The 22,037-nt window shown below is 39.9% G+C and carries 19 protein-coding genes and 2 riboswitches; of the genes, 18 read left to right on the top strand and 1 reads right to left on the bottom strand.

Annotated elements, in window-relative coordinates:
- From LJE11_RS14395 to LJE11_RS14425, 7 genes are all read left to right on the top strand, one after another.
- Positions 1 to 202 (top strand): DUF2194 domain-containing protein (locus LJE11_RS14395; protein WP_227296133.1); only part of this gene is annotated, 202 nt, incomplete at its 5' end.
- On the top strand, positions 199 to 1,650 hold the full coding sequence (gene pelF / locus LJE11_RS14400) for a GT4 family glycosyltransferase PelF (RefSeq protein WP_226840049.1): 1,452 nt from the start codon (positions 199 to 201) through the stop codon (positions 1,648 to 1,650). The genes LJE11_RS14395 and pelF, both read left to right, overlap by 4 nt.
- Complete coding sequence (gene pelG / locus LJE11_RS14405) at positions 1,631 to 3,100, top strand: exopolysaccharide Pel transporter PelG (protein ID WP_227296134.1); 1,470 nt, start codon at positions 1,631 to 1,633, stop codon at positions 3,098 to 3,100. Before pelF ends, pelG begins: the two co-directional genes overlap by 20 nt.
- On the top strand, positions 3,060 to 4,880 hold the full coding sequence (locus LJE11_RS14410) for a CotH kinase family protein (RefSeq protein ID WP_044951708.1): 1,821 nt from the start codon (positions 3,060 to 3,062) through the stop codon (positions 4,878 to 4,880). The genes pelG and LJE11_RS14410 overlap by 41 nt, the downstream gene beginning before the upstream one ends.
- A complete protein-coding gene (locus LJE11_RS14415) occupies positions 4,867 to 5,619 on the top strand; it encodes a polyphosphate polymerase domain-containing protein (RefSeq protein ID WP_008707172.1) in 753 nt (250 codons plus the stop codon). The genes LJE11_RS14410 and LJE11_RS14415 overlap by 14 nt, the downstream gene beginning before the upstream one ends.
- The gene (locus LJE11_RS14420) at positions 5,616 to 6,287 is read left to right on the top strand and encodes a DUF4956 domain-containing protein (protein ID WP_008707171.1); all 672 of its coding nucleotides are present in this window, start codon (positions 5,616 to 5,618) and stop codon (positions 6,285 to 6,287) included. The genes LJE11_RS14415 and LJE11_RS14420 overlap by 4 nt, the downstream gene beginning before the upstream one ends.
- A complete protein-coding gene (locus tag LJE11_RS14425) occupies positions 6,280 to 7,641 on the top strand; it encodes a DUF4832 domain-containing protein (RefSeq protein WP_020993292.1) in 1,362 nt (453 codons plus the stop codon). The genes LJE11_RS14420 and LJE11_RS14425 overlap by 8 nt, the downstream gene beginning before the upstream one ends.
- A gap of 87 nt (positions 7,642 to 7,728) precedes the next feature.
- On the opposite strand, the gene LJE11_RS14430 is transcribed toward LJE11_RS14425, so the two are convergent.
- Positions 7,729 to 8,829 carry a transposase gene (locus LJE11_RS14430; protein WP_008707169.1) on the bottom strand — a complete coding sequence of 367 codons (1,101 nt, stop codon included), beginning with the start codon at positions 8,827 to 8,829 and terminating at the stop codon, positions 7,729 to 7,731.
- Between the two features lie 448 nt (positions 8,830 to 9,277).
- Positions 9,278 to 9,460, top strand: a riboswitch (cobalamin riboswitch).
- 140 nt (positions 9,461 to 9,600) lie between these two features.
- Here LJE11_RS14430 and LJE11_RS14435 point away from each other — a divergent pair.
- The 11 genes from LJE11_RS14435 to LJE11_RS14485 all read left to right on the top strand — a co-directional run bounded on the left by LJE11_RS14435 (position 9,601) and on the right by LJE11_RS14485 (position 22,003).
- Positions 9,601 to 10,809 (top strand): hypothetical protein, encoded by a 1,209-nt coding sequence (locus LJE11_RS14435; protein WP_008707168.1) that lies wholly within the window; start codon positions 9,601 to 9,603, stop codon positions 10,807 to 10,809.
- 75 nt (positions 10,810 to 10,884) lie between these two features.
- A riboswitch (cobalamin riboswitch) is annotated at positions 10,885 to 11,083 on the top strand.
- Positions 11,084 to 11,280: 197 nt separating this feature from the next.
- On the top strand, positions 11,281 to 12,843 hold the full coding sequence (locus LJE11_RS14440) for an ABC transporter substrate-binding protein (RefSeq protein WP_008707167.1): 1,563 nt from the start codon (positions 11,281 to 11,283) through the stop codon (positions 12,841 to 12,843).
- A gap of 55 nt (positions 12,844 to 12,898) precedes the next feature.
- Positions 12,899 to 13,846 carry a nickel ABC transporter permease gene (nikB, locus tag LJE11_RS14445; protein WP_306452298.1) on the top strand — a complete coding sequence of 316 codons (948 nt, stop codon included), beginning with the start codon at positions 12,899 to 12,901 and terminating at the stop codon, positions 13,844 to 13,846.
- Between the two features lie 4 nt (positions 13,847 to 13,850).
- Positions 13,851 to 14,678, top strand: coding sequence for a nickel transporter permease (nikC, locus tag LJE11_RS14450; protein WP_008707164.1), 828 nt, complete (start codon positions 13,851 to 13,853; stop codon positions 14,676 to 14,678).
- An 11-nt stretch (positions 14,679 to 14,689) separates the two neighbouring features.
- Positions 14,690 to 15,472, top strand: a complete 783-nt coding sequence (locus LJE11_RS14455) for an ABC transporter ATP-binding protein (protein WP_020993291.1) — start codon at positions 14,690 to 14,692, stop codon at positions 15,470 to 15,472.
- Entirely contained in the window at positions 15,465 to 16,436 is a 972-nt protein-coding gene (locus LJE11_RS14460; RefSeq protein WP_182448964.1) for an oligopeptide/dipeptide ABC transporter ATP-binding protein, read from the top strand. The genes LJE11_RS14455 and LJE11_RS14460 overlap by 8 nt, the downstream gene beginning before the upstream one ends.
- Complete coding sequence (locus tag LJE11_RS14465; RefSeq protein ID WP_118569137.1) at positions 16,436 to 17,791, top strand: MATE family efflux transporter; 1,356 nt, start codon at positions 16,436 to 16,438, stop codon at positions 17,789 to 17,791. The genes LJE11_RS14460 and LJE11_RS14465 overlap by 1 nt, the downstream gene beginning before the upstream one ends.
- A gap of 258 nt (positions 17,792 to 18,049) precedes the next feature.
- On the top strand, positions 18,050 to 18,268 hold the full coding sequence (locus LJE11_RS14470) for a cation transporter (protein ID WP_055053315.1): 219 nt from the start codon (positions 18,050 to 18,052) through the stop codon (positions 18,266 to 18,268).
- A gap of 152 nt (positions 18,269 to 18,420) precedes the next feature.
- On the top strand, positions 18,421 to 20,286 hold the full coding sequence (locus LJE11_RS14475; protein ID WP_118569138.1) for a heavy metal translocating P-type ATPase: 1,866 nt from the start codon (positions 18,421 to 18,423) through the stop codon (positions 20,284 to 20,286).
- Positions 20,287 to 20,416: 130 nt separating this feature from the next.
- Positions 20,417 to 20,725 carry an ArsR/SmtB family transcription factor gene (locus LJE11_RS14480; RefSeq protein WP_081017038.1) on the top strand — a complete coding sequence of 103 codons (309 nt, stop codon included), beginning with the start codon at positions 20,417 to 20,419 and terminating at the stop codon, positions 20,723 to 20,725.
- A gap of 186 nt (positions 20,726 to 20,911) precedes the next feature.
- The gene (locus tag LJE11_RS14485; RefSeq protein ID WP_070100125.1) at positions 20,912 to 22,003 is read left to right on the top strand and encodes a M14 family metallopeptidase; all 1,092 of its coding nucleotides are present in this window, start codon (positions 20,912 to 20,914) and stop codon (positions 22,001 to 22,003) included.
- Positions 22,004 to 22,037 lie beyond the last annotated feature (34 nt).

Below are 22,037 nucleotides of genomic sequence, written 5' to 3' on the forward strand. Positions count from 1 at the left end.
TATTTTGTTGAAGTTTCTTTATATTTTATTTTATCTAGCACAACAAGTTAAATTAGATAATTTTTATGATGAAGCTTATATTATGATAAGAATGAATGAAGGGACTCCGGGTAATATAGAAGGTGGAGAACTGACGCATATTACCGGAAATCTCTATCTGCTTCGGGCAAAAGAGAAATCAGTGAAAATAGAAATAAGGTGAGAGAATTGAGAATCTGTCTGGTTTTAGAAGGCTGTTATCCGTATGTACATGGTGGAGTTTCTACATGGATGCATCAGTATATCACTGTTATGAAAGAGCATGAGTTTGTGCTGTGGGTAATAGGAGCACATGCATGTGACCGTGGAAAATTTGTCTATGAACTGCCGGATAATGTGGTGGAAGTCCATGAAGTATTTCTGGATGATGCATTAAAACTGAAGGAACATGGAAATCAAAATGGACAGCTGCACAGAATCAATCATTTTTCGGAAGAAGAAACAAGGAGTTTAAGAGAATTGATGGAATGCAGTCATCCTGACTGGGAAGTATTGTTTCATTTATATCACGACCGGAAAATGAATCCGATGTCATTTCTGAAAAGTGAGCAGTTTTTAAATATATTAACAGAGAGCTGTCTGGAAAAATATCCGTATATTGCATTTGCGGACGCGTTTCATACAATGCGTTCCATGCTGCTTCCGGTTTTATATCTTTTGGGTTCTGAGGTTCCTCAGGCAGACACCTATCATGCGATTTCAACAGGATACGGGGGACTTCTTGCCTGCCTTGGAGGATATGTTTACAGAAGACCGGTATTACTTACAGAGCATGGGATATACACAAGAGAAAGGGAGGAAGAGATCATCAGGGCAAAATGGGTAATCCCATCATTTAAAAAACAGTGGATTTCTTTCTTTTATATGTTATCAGAAGCAATTTATAAAAGGGCTTTTCGGGTAACCAGTTTATTTACGAATGCGATGCTTACGCAAATACAGATTGGCTGTGATGCAGAGAAATGCAGAGTAATTGAAAATGGTATTGATTATGACAGGTTGTCACAGATCCCTCTGAAAGAGGAAGATGGATGGATAGACATAGGTGCGGTAGTCCGTCTCGCACCCATTAAAGATATAAAGACTATGATATATGCATTTTATGAACTTTCATCCAGAATGGAGAATGTGAGACTTCATATTCTGGGAGGGGTAGATGACGAGGAATATGCAGATGAGTGTTATGCACTGGTGAAACAGCTGGATATCAAAAATCTTGTTTTTACAGGAAGGGTAGATATTGTACAGTATATGAGAAAACTGGATTTTACGATCCTTACCAGTATATCAGAAGGCCAGCCATTATCCGTGCTGGAGTCATTTGCGGCCAGACGCCCATGTGTAACGACTGATGTAGGATGTTGCCGGGAACTTCTGAATGGAAAAGAAGGAGATGATTTTGGATGTGCCGGTTATTGCGTTCCGCCTATGTACAGGGATGGACTTGCTTTCGCTATGGAAAAAATGTGTGAATCCAGGAGAAGACGGATCAGAATGGGAAAAAGCGGACAGGCAAGAACTAAGGCATATTACAGGCATGAGCGCATGATCAGTGAATACAGAAAACTTTACAGGGAGGTGGAGGAAGCATATGGCAGGGATTGGATTTGAACTCAAAAAACTGTTCAGCAGAAGAGGGCTGTTTGCTTCTTTCCGCGCCTATGGATATGCAGGGATTATCTGTACCGGTCCCATGCTGCTGGGGATCGTCCTTCTGCTGGGTGTTATGTTTTTGTGTGACAGGACAGGCGCTTCGAAACAGAGCAGAGAATTACTGGTCTGCATGATCACATATACACTTCTTGCATCATTGACGGTAACCAGTTTCTTGTCAATGGTAGTAACAAGATTTATTGCAGATATGCTTTATGAAGAAAAAAATGAGGCAGTTCTGTCATCTTTCTGGGGTTCGACAGGCTTAATGCTCATTGCAGGAGGAATTTTATATGGGATTTTTCTGATATTTTCCGGAGTTGGGCTTATAGATAAGTTTTTATGTTTTGAGTTGTTTGGAGAACTGATCGTTACATGGAATGCGATGAGTTATCTTACTGCAATTAAAGATTACAGAGGAATTATGTTATCCTTTCTTGCTGCGATCGCTGTTACTTTTCTTTCGGGAGCCTTATTGCTGTTTCTGGGAATTTCCCATGTGGAAGCATTGATGGTTGCGGTATGCATTGGATATGGGATCATGCTTTTATGGGATGTTGTTTTACTGTATGAGTATTTTCCACAAAGTGATATCAGTGCATTCTTATTTTTAAGGTGGGCAGATGAGTTTCTGCCGCTGGCATTTACAGGACTCTGCATTAATATCGGGCTGTTTGCCCACCTTGTGATCATGTGGGCCGGACCGCTGGGGAAACAGGTAAAAGGACTTTTTTATGGGGCACCGTCTCATGACGTACCGGCATTGATCGCATTTCTGACAATTCTGATCACCACTGTAAATTTTGTGGTTTCTGTAGAAGTTAATTTTTATCCGAAATACAGGAATTATTACAGTTTATTCAATGATGGGGGAACCATTAAGGATATTATGCAGGCCGGTACAGAAATGCTGGATGTACTGAACAGAGAATTGAAGTATACCGCTTTGAAGCAGTTACTGACTACTGCGCTGGCGATTTCAATGGGTGAGAGTCTTTTGAAGTACCTTCCTTTGGGATTTAATGATCTGATGTATGGATATTTCCGGACACTTTGTGTTGGTTACGGCATTTATGCAGTTGCAAATACGATGCTTCTGCTTCTTTTATATTTTACAGATTACAGGGGAGCATTGGCTGCTTCTGTAATTTTTGCCGTGGGAACTTCTGTGTTTACTGTGATTTCTCTGTTTTGTCCGCAGGTATATTATGGCTTTGGGTTTCTTGCAGGATGTGTACTGTTTTATTTTATAGTTATGATCCGTCTGGAACGTTATACCAGACGTCTGCCATATTATATTCTCAGCATACAGCCGGTGGTAGCAGAAGACAAATCGGGGGTATTTACCAGAATCGGATGTTTTATGGATGAGAAACTGGAAAGGAGAACGAGCGTTGACAGGAATTAAAAAAATAAATCTGATAAGTGCAGTATTAGTCAGTCTTTCTCTCTGTGGAGGCTGCACTCTGGAAAAAGCGGGAAACTCTTCACAGGATCAGACAGTACAGGAAGATAACAAAACAGAACAGGTAAAGGCGGAAAAAGCGGAGAAAGAAGAAATCAATGAGATTCATTTAAGAGATAAGGATTCTTTGTATGAAAATGATGATGATACCAGTGTTGTTACCATGTATCTTACTGTATCTAAGGGAAATTCATCGGAAAATACATATCATACATGGAAGGAAATCAACAGCTATTCTGTTTATGATTACGAAGATATGGGAGTGGAGAGATATCAGGTGGCAGGACTTTTGCAGGTGGGAGATGAGAATGGACCGACAGAAGGGGAAGTCGGATATGGAGAACGCGTGCCTAATGCAACTGTTCAGATCAGGGGCCAGACATCCAGCCAGAATGCACAAAAAAATTATAAAATTGAGTTAAAAAAGAATAAAGGAACGTGGAGAGGCCAGAGAACCATTAACCTGAATAAACATATGACAGAAGGAATGCGCTTTCGAAATAAGCTGGCATATGATCTGATCAGGGGAATTCCTCAGATGGTTGGTTTACGTACACAGTTTGTGCATTTGTATGTAAAGGATAATACAGAAGAACCAGGTGGAAAATTTGAGGATTATGGAATTTATACACAGGTTGAACAACTGAATAAGACGGCATTAAAGAGTCATGGACTGGATTCAAACGGACAATTGTATAAGATTAATTCTTTTGAATTTTATCGCTACGAGGATATTATAAAAAAAGAAGATGATGCAGGATATGATAAGACAGCCTTTGAAAAAATGCTGGAAATAAAAGGGGATTCAGATCATACCAAATTGATCGATATGCTGACAGATCTGAATGATTATTCTATAGGGATTGAAGATGTACTGAAAGAACATTTTGATGAAGAAAATATTGTTTACTGGATGGCATTTCAGATTCTGATGGGAAACGTAGACACACAGAACAGAAATGTTTATTTATACAGTCCTCTGAATTCAGATATCTGGTACTTTATTGCCTGGGATAACGATGGCTGTCTGATGAGACCGGAATATGAATTAAGGAATTTTTCGGATCAGAACAGCTGGGAAAAGGGAATCAGCAATTACTGGGGAAATATTCTGTTTCAAAGGTGTCTGAAGTCACGGTCTTTCCGGGAAAAATTAAATGATGCCATTCTGGATCTGAGGGAATATCTGAACAAAGATATGCTCACATCAAAGATAGAGAGCTATAAGAATGTACTGAAGCCCTATTTATATTTGATGCCTGATGCAGAGTATGAACCGCTTACATCTGAACAATACGATCAGATTGCAGCATCACTTCCTGATGAGATAGAGAAGAACTATCAGTTATATCTGGAAAGTCTGGAAACACCAATGCCATTTTATATAGGTGTTCCGACAATAGACGGTGATAAGCTGAAATTTAACTGGGATGTATCTTATGATCTGGACGCAGAGGACATTACGTATTCTGTAGAGGTTGCAGGAGATTATCTATTCCGGGATGTGATCTATCAGAACACAACACTGACTGTTCCGGAAGCTGAGATGGACCTTCCGAAAGCAGGACAGTACTTTGTGAGAGTAAGAGCAACAAATACATCTGGAAAAACGCAGGATGCATTTGATTATTATGTAACAGATGAAGGAAAATATTATGGTATGAGGTGCTTTTACATAACAGAAGATAGTACGGTAGAGGAAGACGATTATGAAGAAGGCTGACAGGAAGAAAGAACGTTTTCGTAACGAGTGGAAATATCTTATCAGTACCAGTGAGAAAGAAGTCCTGAATCTTCGGATGAAGCCACTTATGAAACTGGATCCTCATGCAGAAACTGGAGGATATCTGATACGGAGCCTGTATTTTGATGATTACTGGAACAGTGCATATGAAGAAAAGGAAAGCGGCGTTCTTATGAGGAAGAAATACAGGATACGAATTTATAATTATAGTGCTGAAAGTATCAAGCTGGAAAGAAAAAAGAAGTTCGGCAGTTATATTTATAAAGAAGATGCCCCTCTGACAAAAGATGAGGTGCAAAAAATTCTTTCCGGCGAGTATGAATTTCTTCTGAAAAGCCCGTATAATCTTTGCAGGGAATTTTACATAGAATGTATGAGTAATATGATGCGGCCGAGAACAATCGTAGATTACGAGAGAGAACCATGGATCATGGATGAGGGAACAGTCAGGATTACATTTGATACAGATGTCAGAGCGGCTGTTGGAAGCTATGACATTTTCGACAGTACGCTTCCGGCTTTATCTGTACTGGAACCGGGAAAACTGATCATGGAAGTGAAATTTACAGAGATGCTGCCTCAGATTCTGAGAAATCTTCTGCCGCCGCAGGCAGCAGAATTTACAGCAGTTTCCAAATATGTACTGTGTTATGAAAAAACGCGGTACATGAATGGATTTGAGTATTGGTATGATACACAGGGGAGGATGATAAGATGAGTGTACAGGATATGATAAAAAAATCTGTACTGGAATCAGGAATGTTCAGTCAGTATGATATACCTAAGATATTGGCTGCTCTGGCAGTGGCTTTGATTTTGGGAAGTGTGATTTATCTGGTTTATCAGAAATTTTATGTTGGAGTTATTTTCTCCAGAAGTTTTGCAGTTACACTTGTGGGAATGACAGTGCTTACCTGTATGGTAACACTTGCGATCAGCAGCAATATTGTGATTTCTCTTGGTATGGTTGGTGCATTGTCTATTGTACGTTTTCGTACAGCAATTAAAGATCCGATGGATCTTCTGTATCTGTTCTGGGCAATCACATCGGGGATTACAGCCGGTGCAGGTATGTATGCATTAACTCTGTTGACAGCTGTGATTATCATTCTGATGATCACCCTGTTTTATCACAAACAACAAAATGGAAGAATTTATATTGCAGTGATTCATTATCAGGGAACTCAGGCGGGAGATGAAATTATCCGCTGTTTTGGAAAAAGAAAATATTTCGTAAAATCAAAAACTATGCGCAATGAAAAAACAGAAATGGCAGTTGAAATATATTGCAGACAGAATGATATGGAGTTTATGGAAAAAATCCGGGATATCGGTGGAGTGGAAGATGTTACATTGATTCAGTATAATGGAGAATATCATGGCTAAAAGTCAGAAACGATATCTGGTTCTGTTGGTTTTTGGACTTTTAGTTATTATAGCAGCAGGAGTATGGATGGTATTTGGAAGAAAAACTCAGATATATGAAAAAACAGAAGAAATTTTTGGAAATCCATTAATGGGATATGCACCTTGTGCCTGGGAAGAAACAATAGGAGAGGATATATCTTTACTGTATATGGATATTACCTGGGCTGAACTGGAACCGGAGGAAGGAAAATATGACTGGGAGAAAATCGAAAGAGAAAATCAGACTGACAGATGGAGAGAAGAAGGGAAACACCTGGTACTGAGGTTTGTGTGTGATATTCCCGGGGAGGAAAAGCATATGGACATTCCACAATGGCTATATGACAAAACTGATCATGCGGGAACCTGGTATGATATGGAGTATGGAAAGGGATATGCTCCTGATTATAATAATGAACAGATGATACAATATCACAAAAGGGCAGTTAATGCACTTGGAGAGCATTTTGGCAGAGATGGACTGGTCAGTTATATCGAACTTGGAAGTCTGGGGCACTGGGGAGAATGGCATGTAAATATTTCCGCAGGAATACAGAGTCTGCCAGAAGAATCTGTAAGAGAACGTTATATGATTCCATGGACAGAGGCCTTCCCTGATTCCATGATACTGATGAGAAGACCTTTTAGTGAGGGAGAACATTATGGAATAGGTCTCTACAACGATATGACCGGACAGCCAGAGAGCACAGAGGAATGGTTTCGCTGGATTAATGAAGGCGGTGAGTTTGACCAGACTCATGAGAAAAAAGGGTTATCCGCAATGAAGGATTTCTGGAAAAAGTTTCCTTCCGGAGGTGAGTTTACAAGTTCAATTACAATGAAAGAGTTGCTTGACACAAATCTGGATCAGACAATAAATCTGATAAAGAAAGCACATACTACTTTTCTTGGACCGAAAGTAGCGGATAAAACTTATGAAAACGGTTATAGGAAAGTTTTAGGAAGCATGGGATATCGTTTGTGGATTTCGCAAGCAAGCCTTATTCAGATGCCGGGGTATGTCAGCCTGAATCTTAAATGGAAGAATGATGGAGTTGCACCATTTTATGAAGACTGGCCTGTATGGGTTCTGGTAGAAGATGAGGATGGAAATAGTCTTGAAAAAGAAGCGGTTGACATTTCGTTAAAATCACTTCTGCCGGAAGAAACTTTACAGACAAAAACAAGAATGCAGGTAAAAAAGATGATCTCACTGGCCGGAAAGAAATATAAGATCAGTATAGGTATTGAAGATCCGATGACTGGGAAATTAGCTGTTCGATTTTCAATGAAAGGAACTTATAATGAAGGGAAAAATTATCTTTTTCAGTAAACTGAAAGAGTTACGTTTTGATATTTAGAAACTAAAATTACCTTATTTAATTACTATAAATGAGCAAATTTGAAAAAATGCACAAAATTATCCTGCTAATTTCATAAATGCTTCAAAATCATCACTTGCTTTTGCACATAGGAATAGATACTGATACTTTTCCTGATGAACGGCACTACAGATTCGATGATATCCATCTTGAAAAGACCGATATCCGCCAGTTCCTGTGACACAAATATAATGTGTCAGTGACATCAACAGCCAGTACCTCTGTATTCCCTTTGAGGAGCGTATCTGGTATGTATCCAGGGCCAGATGGTTTTTGCATTGCCTGAAAAATATCTCAATCGGCCATCGACAAACATAACAGGAAAGGATCTCCTGTGTAGATAAGGATACATTTGTGCTAATGAAAGCACGTAGTGCTTTAGGATTACCAAATGCTTTTTCAGGATAGCTTAAAAGAACAACTGCATTTTCTATGCCGCTGAGGTTTCCCTCATACCGGTACACATAATAGTTGCGTTTTTTGACTGTGACGAGGTCAAATCCTTTATGTGTTGTGGATCGTTCAGCAGCCAGTTCACTGAGTTTCTTTTTCATTCCTGATGGATACAGCAGACGGTTTGTTTTCAAAGCACCAATGGTATGGAACCCTTTCTGTACAAAAGTATTGATTATTTTTTCAGAAACATACCAGCAGTCACAAAGGAAATAAGACATTACTGGTGGAACAGGCAGTTCCTTTGCAATATTTTGTACAATATCAATCTTGGAAATTGATTTATTGTACATTACAAAAGCATAGTTCAGGACAATGCCGTTACAGGAAAGCATAACAGCTACTGCCTGATGTCCGTAGTCCTGTTTCCCCTTTAAATGGGATTGGTGAAAGTACGCATCTTCAATCGGATACAGAGCCTGTGACGAAGGCTTTGTCTTTGAAGCTATCGTATCGTCTACAATGCAGAAAACAGGCTTTCCGGTGCGTGCTGCTTCTGAATAAATAATCTCTATAACAGAACGTTTTAACGTATCTGAAAGTAGAGAATCATCCCATTTCCCTGAATTAAGGAAATGTGCAATCGTAGTTCTGTGACAGGAACTGTTTTTAGCAAAATCCGTGGTTTTTCCATGATATCCTGAAATGAAAATGCTGATCAGGATACTTATAAGGTGGTTTATCACCCGGTTCGAATAAAATTTGCATAAATTTAATTTCTTAAGCTGGTTGTATATGAATGCGGAATGATGTATAGTATTTGCGAGAGACACCTTCTTTCGTAAATATTGCAAATGTTTGTTTAGGCACTTTCATTATACAACACACGGAATCGAGGTGTCTTTCTTTTATGCAAAATCACGAACTTGCTCATTTATAGTAGTAAAAATATTTTAGCATAAACAAAGAAATGCCACAAGAGAAGGTAGTGCTGCAAAGAGACCCTTATTATGGAATAGATACTGGAATCTGAATATTCAAGACCATAGTAAAAGTGAATAAAAAAACATATAAATATTAGATGTAAATTATTGACGTTAACCAAATGGAATTATATAATAAAAATATAATGAAGTTGGGGAAAAGCCTTAGCGCGGAGTAAAAATAGTTTTTGACTTTTAGCCCCTGATATCATATTATAAAAATAATGCATGTTTCCAGTAATATGGAATTAAAAGGGAAACCGGTGCAAGTCCGGTACGGTCCCGCCACTGTAAAAGGGAGCTTTTTATCATATATGTCACTGCTTAAGAGGCGGGAAGACGATAAAATGCGATGAACTTAAGTCAGGAGACCTGCTTGCATTAGAAAAGGTTATTTCTTACGGTGTATTAAGAAAGGCTTTATTTTTATACCTAAAATACATTTTAAGAAGAGGATCTTTTTTACTTCAGGAAGGGATGTGAGAAAAGAAAACTTGAATTTTTATACAAATACGACAGAAAGGTAAAAAAGGAATGAAAAAGATAATTAGTTTTATATTGACAATGATTATGCTGCTTACCTGCACCAGTATTTCAGTTATGGCATCTGATGTCCAGAGTGATACAGCAGATCAGGATGAAAAAATGACAATAGGAGTGTCTGTATATAATCTGAATGATGCGGAAGTAAGAGAGTTTAGAAATTATTTTGAAAATTATGTCGGTATGGCTTTTGAAGTTGAGTTTTTATATTCTTCCAGTATAAGCACTGCAGAAGAAGAAATCAGCTTTATAAATGAGCTTCATGAAAGAAATGTAAAGGGAATTATTTCTTTCCTTTCCTCTGATCTTGAAGAAGTTCTTCCGGTATGCGAAGAATATGGTATGTATTATGTGCGTGGTTCAGGAACGATCAGTGATGAAATGTATGAGAAAGTAAAGGATAATCCTTACTTTCTGGGAACGATAGGAACATCTGTTGAAACAGAAAAGGATGCGGCTGCCAATATGGCGGAGTATTTTGCTTCAGAGGATCAGAATAATCAGAATCATTACATAATAGCATGTGGAGGATCTGCCATCGGTAATGAGATGCATCGTCTGAGAACGATAGGTATTCTGAATAAGCTTCAGGAAGCATATGGTCTGTCATATGAGAAGTCTGTAGAAGAACTGGTGAATACGCAGGATACGGAAGAAATTGAAACAGGCAGTGATATTAAGATTACTCTGGTTCCGGGTTATCCAAAAGATCATCTGGATGAAAAGCTGGCTGCTCCGCTGAATACAGGAGAGTATAATGTTATTCTGAGTGTAGTGAGCGCAAGTGATTTTATCAAGGTAATTGATGCTTATGAAGAAGAGAACAGTACAGATGTATTGTTGGGGTCAATTGATTGTTTTACAGAAGATACATACGAAATGTTTAACAAGAAGGGATATAACGGCAAGGAAAGAATCGACTATCTTGTAGGAAAATATGGTGCTATCGTTGCACCATCATTTGTTGCTATGAAGAATGCTCTGGAAGGCTTTGCAGAAGATTACCGTGAAGATGGAAGTGCTTTCCGGCTGCAGCAGTCATTTTGGACAGCGGATTCAGTAGATGAGTTTAATAAGCAGTATGTGTTATCTATTGGAATGTATGATAATACATATAGTGTAGAGGACATGATGGGAGTTCTGAAATCCTATACACCGGAAACAAATTTTGAAGAATTCCAGAAATTTACGGAAAAATAGATAGAAAATAAAAGTCTGAAATAATTGACGTATGCATGATAGTATGTTATGATAAAGAAGTATTCATACGGCCATTTGATGATTTTAGAGATAAGTTCAGACCAGCAGAAGCGTCCTGCTGGTCTGATTAAAAGGGAAACCGGTGTAAATCCGGTACGATCCCGTCACTGTGATAGTTGTTTTTCAGCTGCATACCACTGGAAGATATTTTCTGGGAAGGTGCTGAAAGTATATAGGCTTAAGTCAGGAGACCTGCTTATTTCTAGTAAAAGAGATTCTTGCGGACGACGAGAAATCCTGATTAAGAGTTACAACTTCATGTGTTGCATATATATATGTTTGATTCTTTAACGGTAAGATTTCGTGACGGATGCGGGAGCATCTGTCTTTTTTTCGCTCAAAATCATAGGAATGGACAGTATGAGAAGGAAGAAAAACAACGAAGAAACAAAAAAAGAAAGGAAGTAAAGGATGAAAAAAACAAAAAGAGAATTACTTGTGTTAGCAGCAGCAACAACAGTTGCGTTATCAATGGGAGTTACTGTACAGGCGAAAGGTGATGAGAAGGTTTTAAACTTCGGATGTCAGATGTACACAGATGGATGTGTAAACAGTGCAAATGATGAAAACGGTGGATGGAATGCTATGAGATATGGTATTGCTGAAGCATTATTTAAATTCGATGACAATATGGAAGTTATCCCGTGGCTTGCTGAGAGTTATGAAGTAAATGACGAGCATACAGAATGGACGATCAAGCTGAAAGACGGAATTAAATTCTCTGACGGATGTGATTTAACTCCGACAAAGGTAAAAGAGTATTTTGATCACATGAAAGAGGTAGGACCTTCCGGATCTGCCAAACCGGAGAAATATCTGGAATTTGAAGCAGAAGTTACTGTAGATGATGATGCAAATACAATTAACATCAAAACAAGCAAACCATATGCAAACCTTGTAGGACAGCTCTGCCATCCAACAATGGGAATTACAGATGTAGAACATATTGAAAACTATGATAACGGAATTATTGGAACAGGTCCATACAAGATTGAAGAATTCAATGGTGTAGGTGTTGGTTATACATTAGCTGCAAATGAGTATTATCGTGAAGATGTCCCATACGATAAAGTCAATCTGCTGTTCATGGGAGATAACTCCGCAAAAACAATGGCACTTCAGAGCGGTCAGGTAGACCTGGTTGAGAACATTACAAACGTAGCAGATATTCAGGACTTCCAGGATAACGATGACTATACTGTTGATATCGCATCAGGTGTACGTTGTGGATTTGCATGGATGAACTTTGACGGTGTTCTTGGAAACAAAACACTTCGTCAGGCAATCCTGATGGCAATTGATAATGATACAATCTGTAATTCCAGAACAATCGGTGGACTTTATACACCAGGATTCTCCGTACTGCCTTCTACTCTGAACTATGACTATGACAAACTGGAAAATCCATATACCTATGATCCGGAAAAAGCAAAACAGATTCTGGATGATGCAGGAATCGTTGATACAGACGGAGATGGAATCCGTGAACTGGATGGTCAGAATATCAACCTCAGATATATTTCTTATGAAAACCGTCTTCTGAATGACTTTGCAGATGCTCAGGCACAGTATCTTGCAGAAATCGGTATTGGTGTTGTTCCTGAATACGGAAGCTCAGATGATCAGTGGAGTAAACTTGCAGCACTGGATTATGACCTTAATAACAATAACTGGATCACTGTTGGTACCGGAGATCCTCTGGCATATATGGCTAACTGGGCAACTGATACCAGCTACTGCGCATACTCCAACCCGGACTATGACAAGTTATATGAAGAATTAAAAGGTGAAATGGATCCGGAAAAGAGAAAAGATCTGATCTTCCAGATGCAGCAGATTCTGGTAGATGATGCAGCGGTTCTGATTGATGGATACTACAACTCATCTATGATCTACAGTAAGAAAGTTGGTTCTGCACATATCCATACAGCAGATTACTACTGGCTGTCAACAGAAATTACTCCTGCAGAATAAGAAAAGTCTGCGAATTGTGAAGTTACTGAATAGTTACAAACAGAAATAAAAAGAGGTGTCTTTTTTGAGTAAAAAGCAAATAATCAAGCGTTTATTACAGATTGTGATCGTATTGATCGGTATCAGCTTTATTACATTTGCACTGACCTTTATGTCACCAGGTGACCCTGTACGAAACATGTACACGGCAACCGGTGTAATGCCTACTGAAGAAATGGTTCAGGAGACACGCGAGGAACTTGGTCTGAATGATCCGTTTCTGGTGCAGTATACCAGATGGCTTAAGAACTGTCTGAAAGGTGACTTTGGCAAATCATACAGCTTAAATAAACCAGTTACAGAACTTCTTGCAGCCAGATTATGGCCGACTTTGAAACTTACATTAATGGCCATGATCCTTATGCTGGTTATTTCTGTACCTTTAGGTATGTTGTCTGCCATATATAAAGATAAATGGATCGATTATCTCGTCCGGGGAATTACATTCCTCGGATGTGCGATGCCTAACTTCTGGGTTGGACTTCTGTTAATGCTGGCATTCTGTGTTTATATCAATGCATTTCCGGTTATCAGTTCTGCGGGAGACTTTAAGAGTCTGTTTCTTCCGGCTTTGACACTTGCGATTGCAATGTCTTCCAAATATACCAGACAGGTAAGAACAGCGGTGCTGGATGAACTGAGTCAGGATTATGTGATCGGTGCACAGGCAAGAGGAGTAAAGAAATCAAAGATTATCTGGGGCAATGTATTTCCAAATTCATTGCTTCCGCTGATCACAATGTTTGGTCTTTCCATAGGATCACTTCTTGGAGGAACCAGTGTTGTAGAAGTAATCTTCTCTTATCCGGGTCTTGGAAACCTTGCAGTTTCAGCAATCACATCCAGTGATTACAATCTGATCCAGGGATATGTATTATGGCTTGCCCTGATTTATATGGTCATTAACCTGATCGTTGATGCATCTTATGTTTATATTGATCCACGTATGCGTTTAAAGGAGTAGAATCATGAAAAAGAAAAACAGATTTTTAGCAAATAAAACTTTTGTCGTGTTTTCTATTCTTGCAGTCTGTATTATTCTGACAGCAGTATTTGCACCGGTGGTAACCAGAGGGGTTGACCCGTTAAAAGGTTCTCTGGTAGATGCACTGCTTCCGCCATGCAAGGAACATATTTTTGGAACCGACAAAATGGGCAGGGATATTTTTTCAAGAGTTATTTATGGAGCACGTGCATCTCTGTCAGCAACCTTTGGTGTTGTTGCCCTGATCTTTCTGGTGGGAACTGTTACCGGAGTCCTTGCAGGATATTTCGGAGGTGTCATTGATGCTGTTATTATGCGAATTGCAGATATGATGCTTGCTTTCCCAGGACTGGTACTTGCTCTTGCTGTTGCAGGTATTATGGGCGCAAGTATCAAAAATGCGATCATCGCTATTGTAGTAGTAAGCTGGACCAAATATGCGCGTCTGGCACGAAGCCTAGTTATGAAGATCCGTGACAGGGATTATGTATCAGCAGCGATCGTTACCGGTTCCAAAACACCGTATATGCTGTTTCGATATATGCTTCCAAATGCACTTCCTACACTGATCATTACTGCTGCCACAGATATAGGTTCCATGATGCTGGAACTGGCAGCAATGTCCTTCCTGGGATTTGGCGCGAAGCCGCCGGCACCGGAATGGGGTTATATGCTGAATGAAGGAAGAGCGTGTATGCAGTCCGCTCCGTGGCTGATGATCTTCCCGGGTCTTGCTATTTTTGTAGTAGTTGTTGTATTTAATATGCTTGGGGATTCCATCCGTGATATCCTCGATCCAAGAAATGAGTAGGAGGAATAAACATGCTGAAATTAGATAATGTGACAATCTCCTACAAAAATGTTCCAACTGTTCAGAACTTTAATCTGGATATGAAAGAGGGACAGATCGTTTCTCTGGTAGGAGAATCCGGAAGTGGAAAAACCACTGTTATCCGTGCTGTTCTGGGACTTCTTGCAGGTGGCGGTAAGGTCACAGAAGGAAGTATTACGTTTGAAGGAGAAGACCTTTTATCCTATACACCGGAACAGTGGAGAAAACTTCGTGGTTCTGATATTTCCATGATTTTTCAGGACAGTGGTGCAATGATGAATCCGACACGTAAAGTCGGAAAGGTATTTACAGAATATATTCTTACTCATGAGAACATTTCCAAGAAAGAGGCATGGAGTAAGGGAATCGCAATGCTGGAGCGAATGAGACTTCCGTCTCCGGATAATATTATGGAATCTTATCCTTTCCAGTTATCCGGTGGTATGAGACAGCGAGTTGGTATTGCGATGGGAATGACTTATCAGCCGAAGCTTCTTCTTGCAGATGAACCGACTTCTGCACTGGATGTAACAACACAGGCGCAGATCGTACGTCAGATGATGAAGCTCAGAGATGATTACCATACAGGCATTATTGTAGTAACCCATAATCTGGGTGTAGCTGCCTACATGTCAGATTATATTGTTGTAATGAAGAACGGAAGAATGGAAGACCAGGGAACAAGAGAGTATATTCTGAAAGAATCAAAGAACGAATATACCAGAAAACTTCTGGAAGCAGTTCCATCCCGGGGAGGTGAACGATATGTCTGAAAAAAGAGAAGTCATACTGGAAGCGAAACATGTAACCAGAAGATTTGCGGCATCACATGGACGTACTCTGCTGGCGAACAATGACATCAATCTGAAAATGTACAAAGGCGAAACACTGGGTCTTGTAGGAGAATCCGGATGTGGTAAGAGTACATTTATGAGATTTCTGGTTTCTCTTGATACACCTTCAGAGGGTGAGATTCTGTACCGCGGTACAGATATCACGAAATTAAAGGGAGAAGAACTGAGAAATAACCGTCAGAACATTCAGATGGTATTTCAGGACCCGACCTTATCTTTTAATCCGAAAATGAACATTCGTGATATTGTGTGTGAGCCTTTGATGAATTTCAAAAAGATTAAGAAATCGGAGAAGGATGCTGTCTGCAGAAAACTTCTTGAAATGGTAGAATTACCAGGAGATTTTGCAGATCGTTATCCTCACAATATGAGTGGTGGACAGCGTCAGCGTGTTGCGATCGCGAGAGCACTGGCACTGGAACCGGAAATCGTTGTTCTGGATGAAGCAACTTCCGCTCTTGATGTTTCTGTTCAGAAAACAGTAATTGAACTGATCACGAAGCTTCAGAGAGAAAAGAACATCACATTTGGTTTTATCTGTCATGATATTGCACTGGTTCAGTTAGTGGCACATCAGGTAGCCGTTATGTATCTTGGAAACCTCGTAGAGGTTCTTCCGGGAAAAGATCTTGATATGAAAGCAATGCATCCATATACAAGAGCACTGATGGGTGCAGTATTTGATATTAATATGGACTTTTCCAAACCAATCGAGAGTATTGAAAGTGAGGCTCCGAGCCCACTGGATCTTCCACAGGGATGCCCGTTTCAGGGAAGATGTGAGCATTGTATGGATATCTGCAAAAAAGAGAATCCGCATCTTGTGGAAGTGGAAGATGGACACAGTGTTGCCTGCCATTTGTTCCAAAAGGGCAGTAAATAATGAAAAAAGATAGTCTGATCTCTGAAAATATAGGAAAAGCATTATTACTTTTTGTACTTCCACTGATTGCGGGAAGTCTGATCCAGCAGTTGTATACAACAGTTGATGCGGTTATCGTCGGACAGTTTACGGGAAAAGTCGGACTTGCAGCAATTGACTCTGTGCATACACTTTTTAAGTTTCCGCTTAACTTTATGAACGGACTTGCAACAGGTGCAACGATTATGATCTCCAGATATTTTGGAGCAAAAGATAAAGAAGGACTGCATTGTGCAGTGCGGACAGCTCTTTTACTCGCCGGTATTCTGGGAATTGTCTGTGCTGTAGCCGGTGTAATTTTTTCTCCATGGCTGCTTGATATCATGTCTGTTCCGGAAGAAGTCCGTGCAGGATCACTGATCTACTGCCGAATTTATTTTGGCGGAATATGGGCAATGATCCTTTATAACATGATGGCAGGAGTCTTGCGTGCGTTTGGAGATTCTAAAAAGCCATTATATGTACTGGTCGTATGCAGTGTGGTCAATATTGTTGCAGATCTCATACTGGTAGGACTTCTGCATACTGGTGTTGGAGGAGCGGCAGCAGCTACTGTACTTTCTCAGATTGTAAGTGTTGTACTTACCGCATATTTTCTTGTGAAATCTGATTTCCTGGAAGAAAAGATAGGAATCAGAACTATGAGAATCTGCAAAGAGCATATGGGAATGATGATAAACAAAGGTTTCCCGTTAGCTCTTCAGTCCATGCTGTTTCCAATTGCCAATTCTATTGTTCAGGCAAGTATTAACACAATGGGAACTGACAGTATTGCAGCATGGGGAATCTGTGATAAACTGGATTTACTGATCTGGCTGATAGCGGATTCCATGGGACCTGTACTGACTACATATACCGCGCAAAATCTGGGCGCCGGTAAGGCGAAAAGAGTAAAGAAGGGAGCCCTGATCGGTACGGGCTTATCTGTGATCGCGGTAGGAATTATCAGTATTGTCCTTTATTTCGGTTCCGGACTGATCGGACCGTTGTTTATCGATCAGAAAGACGTTCCGACATTGATACCGCTGGTTATAAGATATATGCAGATGATGGCACCGTTCTTTGTATTCTATGCTGTTGCAGCAGCTCTTTCAGGAGCATGCAGCGGCCTTGGAGAAACATTGGTGTCAATGGTTACTACATTACTTACAATCTGCCTGTTTCGAGTAGTCTGCATTCTGGTTGTTTTACCATCATTTGAAACAATGGAATGTATTGTATGGATTTATATTGGATCATGGATAGTGTCAGGTGTCACTTTTACTATTTTATATCTGGCAAAGGTCGAAAAATTCTACCATAAGAAAAGTAAATAAAAAGATTATAATCATTTCGCAAATGATAGATGAGACAGAGGGTGCAGCAGGAAGAAGAATCAGACGGTATCCTCTGTTTTTATATCATAGGAAATGATTCCGTAATGTTCCTATGATATAAGAATTTGATATTTGCAATTTTTTTAACAATAAGTTATTGACAGAGAATAAAAAGCTGTTATAATAAAATTAACAAATGAACAAGTGCTCATATGATGATATGAAAATCTATTCATGAGCCGGAAAGGAAAAAATACAATGAAAAAGACTTACAAAATCGACGTAGACTGCGCAAACTGTGCAAACAAAATGGAGGAAGCTGCTAAGAATACAGCTGGTGTTAAGGATGCAACAGTAAACTTCATGATGCTGAAAATGATCGTTGAATTTGAAGAAGGACAGGATCCGAAAGCAGTTATGAAAGACGTTCTGGCAAACTGCAAGAAGGTAGAAGACGACTGCGAAATCTATCTTTAATTCAGGAGCGATTCCTGTTGATGATATATTTACGGGAATTGTCGTAAATTAGCAGAGAGGGACTGCAGCACAGAGATATGTCAGACGGTTATGGTTATCCACTGATATATGTTCTGGCGGCGGTCCTGTTTTATAAGAAGTGAGGTATTAAGATGAATAAGAAGCAAAAGAAGATGCTGATCAGAATCATCGTAGCGGCGGTATTGATCGTGCTTTTTTCTAAATTACCGATAGATGGATATGTCAGATTTGGACTGTTTATGATTCCATATCTGGTAATTGGCTATGATATTCTTCAGAAGGCATTTAAAGGTATCAGAAATAAACAGGTATTCGATGAGAATTTCCTGATGGCAGTAGCTACTGTGGGAGCAATTCTGCTCGGAGATTATTCTGAAGGTGTTGCGGTTATGCTGTTCTACCAGATTGGAGAACTTTTCCAGAGTTATGCAGTAGGAAAGAGCAGACGTAACATCAGTGAACTGATGGATATCCGTCCGGATTATGCCAATATTGAAGTAGATGGAAAACTTGAACAGGTAGACCCGGATGAAGTTGAAATTGGTACTGTAATTGTTGTACAGCCAGGAGAAAAAGTTCCGATTGATGGTGTGATCATTGATGGTGTTTCTACTTTAAATACCAGTGCTCTGACCGGAGAAAGCCTTCCAAGAGATGCAAAAGCCGGGGATGAAGTAATCAGCGGATGTATCAATATGACAGGTGTTCTGAAAATCCGTACGATCAGAGAATTCGGAGAATCTACCGTATCCAAGATTCTGGAACTTGTGGAGAATTCCAGTTCCAGAAAATCAAAATCAGAGAATTTTATTTCAAAGTTTGCCAAATATTATACTCCGGTTGTATGCTACGGAGCACTTGCACTTGCTTTTATTCCCCCGATCGTACTTTTGATCATGGGAAAACCGACTATGTGGGGTGATTGGATTTACCGAGCACTTACTTTCCTGGTAATCAGCTGTCCATGCGCACTGGTGATCAGTATTCCTTTAAGCTTCTTTGCAGGAATCGGTGGAGCAAGTAATCAGGGCGTTCTGGTTAAAGGTTCCAACTATCTGGAAACACTTGCACAGACCAGCTATGTGGTATTTGATAAAACCGGTACAATGACACAGGGTGTTTTTGAAGTAAGCGGAGTTCATCATAATGAGATTTCAGATGAAAAACTGCTGGAATATGCAGCTCTTGCAGAATGTTCTTCTTCCCACCCGATCAGTAAGAGTCTTCAGAAAGCATATGGAAAACCAATTGACAGAAACAGAGTCACTGATATTGAGGAAATCAGTGGTAACGGTGTGACTGCAAAAGTGGATGGTATATCTGTAGCAGCAGGAAATGCAAAATTAATGAAACGCCTTGGAATTTCCTATCAGGAATGTCATCATGTTGGTACAGTAATTCATATGGCTGTAGATGGAAGATATGAAGGTCATATTCTTATTTCTGATATTCTGAAACCTCATGCAAAAGAAGCAATTGCTGAATTGAAGAAAGCTGGTATCAAGAAAACAGTTATGCTTACCGGAGATTCTAAACGTGTTGCAGATCAGGTAGCAAAAGAACTGGGAATTGAGGAAGTTTACAGTGAACTTCTTCCGGCTGATAAAGTAAGTAAAGTAGAAGAATTACTTCATCAGAAATCCGAAAAAGAGAAGCTTGCATTTGTGGGTGACGGTATCAATGATGCGCCGGTACTGTCCAGAGCAGATATTGGTATTGCTATGGGTGCACTGGGTTCTGATGCAGCGATTGAAGCAGCAGATATCGTACTGATGGATGATGATCCGCTGAAAATTTCCAAAGCGATTAAGATTGCAAGAAAGTGTATTCATATTGTATATGAGAATATTTATTTTGCAATTGGCATTAAGATTTTGTGTCTGATACTTGGTGCGCTGGGAATTGCCAATATGTGGATGGCTATTTTTGCAGATGTAGGTGTTATGATCATTGCGGTATTAAACGCAATCCGTACTTTATTTGTAAAAAACCTGTAACTGTGAAGGTACTGAACAGTTACAAAAATTTATAGAATAACAGACAGTTGCAGACAGGAAGGAAAATGGTGAAAGCGTGGAAAAACATAAAGACGAGGCTTGTGACTATTATGAAATTCATGAAGATTCAATGGAAATTATAAATAAAACAATGCCAGAAGAGACGGAACTTGAGGATTTGGCAGATTTGTTTAAGATTTTCGGAGATTCTACAAGAATCCGTATTCTGTTTGTGCTTTTCGAAACAGAGGTATGTGTATGCGACCTTGCGAAAGCACTGAATATGACACAGTCTGCAATTTCCCATCAGCTTAGAATCCTGAAGCAAAACAAACTGGTGAAGAACCGACGAGAGGGAAAGTCCATTTTTTATTCTCTGGCAGATGATCATGTGCGGACGATTATCAATCAGGGAAGAGAGCATATAGAAGAAAATTAATCCGATGTGAACGTATGGTAAAAGTAAAAAGCAGGGAGTTGATATTTCAAGTATTGGCTCCCTGTTTGAAAATATAAAAGTTTTATAGAACTAACTATTGAAAGTGGAATTTACAGAATGAAATAAGAGCCTGCCAGTGGATGATAAGATCTGGCAGAGATGGAATGAGTGGAAGGAGAAGATTTGATGCGAACATTACGAGTAGCAGACCTGGAAGCAAAACCGGGTGAGAAAGTATCAGGATTTGTGCACATCATCGGGGCAGAATTCGGAATTCCGGTAACACTGATCTGTGGAGAAAAAGAGGGGGAGACTGTTCTGATCTCCGGTGGGGTACATAATGCAGAATATGTAGGAATTCAGGCAGCTATGCAGCTTGCAGATGAGCTGGATCCGAAGAAGATCGCAGGAAATATCATAGTGATCCGTCTGATGAACCGAACTGGATTCGAACACCGTACCATGAGTCTTACTTATGAGGATGGAAAAAACCTGAACAGAGTTTTCCCTGGAAATCCGAATGGTACACTTAGTGACAGGATCGCTTATACTGTTGTGACAGAATTTTTCCCGAAGGCAGATTACTATGTGGATCTGCACTGCGGTGATGGATTTGAGGGACTGGTATCTTATGTATACTGTACAGGTGCAGCAACTCCGGAAGTAGCTGCAAAAAGCCGGGAGATGGCGGAAATCGCACATGTGGACTATCTGGTAACTTCCATGTGTGGAACAGGCGGAGCTTATAACTATGCCGGAAGCATGGGAATCCCGAGTATCCTGCTGGAACGTGGACACAGTTCCCGCTGGTGCGAAGATCTGGTAGCGGAGGATGTTCATGATGTGAAGAATATCCTCAGACATCTGAGAATCCTTCGCGGGAAGTCCCATATTCATGGCAAACCACCGATAGAAGTAAGTCCTGTGATCTATGAAGATGCCCCGGTATCAGGCTGCTGGTATCCGGCGAAACAGCCCGGTGAGACCTTTAAAGAAGGCGAAGTACTGGGAAGAATCTGCGATTATTTTGGACGTGAACTGTTTGTATACAGAGCCAAAATGGGTGGTATTATTCTTTATCAGACCATCAGTCTGTGCATTATGAAGGATACGCCGATGGTTTCTTATGGTACCTGGGATGAGGATACACAGGGTAAGATTGAAGTAGGATGTGAAGTGTGCGGAAATGAGAAACATAAGCATGGACACCATCATCATAAATCAGAGGAAAAACATCATAAACGGCATGAACATCATAAGCATCATGAGGATAAATAAATACTTAAGTAAGACAGAAATGGGTTCGACCAAC

Source organism: Blautia sp. DFI.1.216 (genome assembly GCF_020594215.1).
Taxonomy (GTDB): domain Bacteria; phylum Bacillota; class Clostridia; order Lachnospirales; family Lachnospiraceae; genus Blautia_A; species Blautia_A wexlerae.